The organism is Marinimicrobium sp. UBA4209, assembly GCF_002381585.1.
GTDB classification, from domain to species: domain Bacteria; phylum Pseudomonadota; class Gammaproteobacteria; order Pseudomonadales; family Cellvibrionaceae; genus Marinimicrobium; species Marinimicrobium koreense.
The window spans coordinates 280-1,158 of sequence record NZ_DFTP01000111.1 but is presented as its reverse complement, the minus strand read 5'-3'; the positions used below and the strand labels follow the sequence as shown (position 1 = coordinate 1,158).

Annotated in this window: 1 protein-coding gene; it reads left to right on the top strand. The window is 66.4% G+C overall.

What is annotated here, in order from left to right:
* On the top strand, nt 1–879 hold an 879-nt coding region (locus B3187_RS16255; RefSeq protein WP_286807514.1), incomplete at both ends, for a DEAD/DEAH box helicase.

The window sequence follows — 879 nt, the reverse complement described above, 5'->3', positions numbered from 1 at the left end:
TCTGCGCTGTTTTGGCGAGAGCCGTCGGGGCGCCTCGGGTCTGGAGTTCTATCACCCGGAGTATGAATTTCTCGACGGCGCCGAGGCCGTGGCCCTGGATGACCGGCTGACCCCGGTTTATCCCGCCACCGAGGGGCTCACCCAGCAGCGCATCCGCGCTCTGGCCAGCCAGGCCCTGACCTTTCTCGATCGACACCCGCTGACCGAGCTCCTGCCCGACGATCTGCGTCGTGAGCTGGATCAGGTGCCCCTGGCGGATGCCCTGCGCTACCTGCACGCGCCGCCCCGGCAGGCGGATGTGGCGCGGCTGATGGACGGTACCCATCCCTATCAGCAGCGTCTGGCGTTTGAAGAGCTCCTGGCCCATCACCTGAGCCTGTTGGTACTGCGTCAGCAGACCCAGGCGGAGGGTGCGCCCTCGCTGGCCCCGGATCCGGCGCTGCACAAACAGTTTCTCAGCCAGCTGCCCTTTCAACTGACGGGGGCGCAGCAGCGGGTCAGCCGGGAGATTGCCGAAGATCTGGTCAAACCCATCCCCATGTTGCGCCTGGTTCAGGGGGACGTCGGTTCGGGCAAAACCCTGGTGGCGGCTCTGGCGGCGCTGACCGCCGTGGCCAGTGGCTATCAGGCGGCGATCATGGCGCCGACGGAAATCCTGGCCGAGCAGCACCGCAACAACTTTGGCGGCTGGCTTGAGCCTTTGGGGATTGAGCTGGGCTGGCTGACCGGACGGCTGACCGCCGCCCGGCGCCGGGAGCAATTGGCCCGCCTGGCAAGCGGCGAGGCGAGGGTTGTGGTGGGCACCCATGCGTTGTTTCAGGAGGAGGTCGAATTTGCCAATCTGGGGCTGGTGATTATCGACGAGCAGCATCGCTTCGG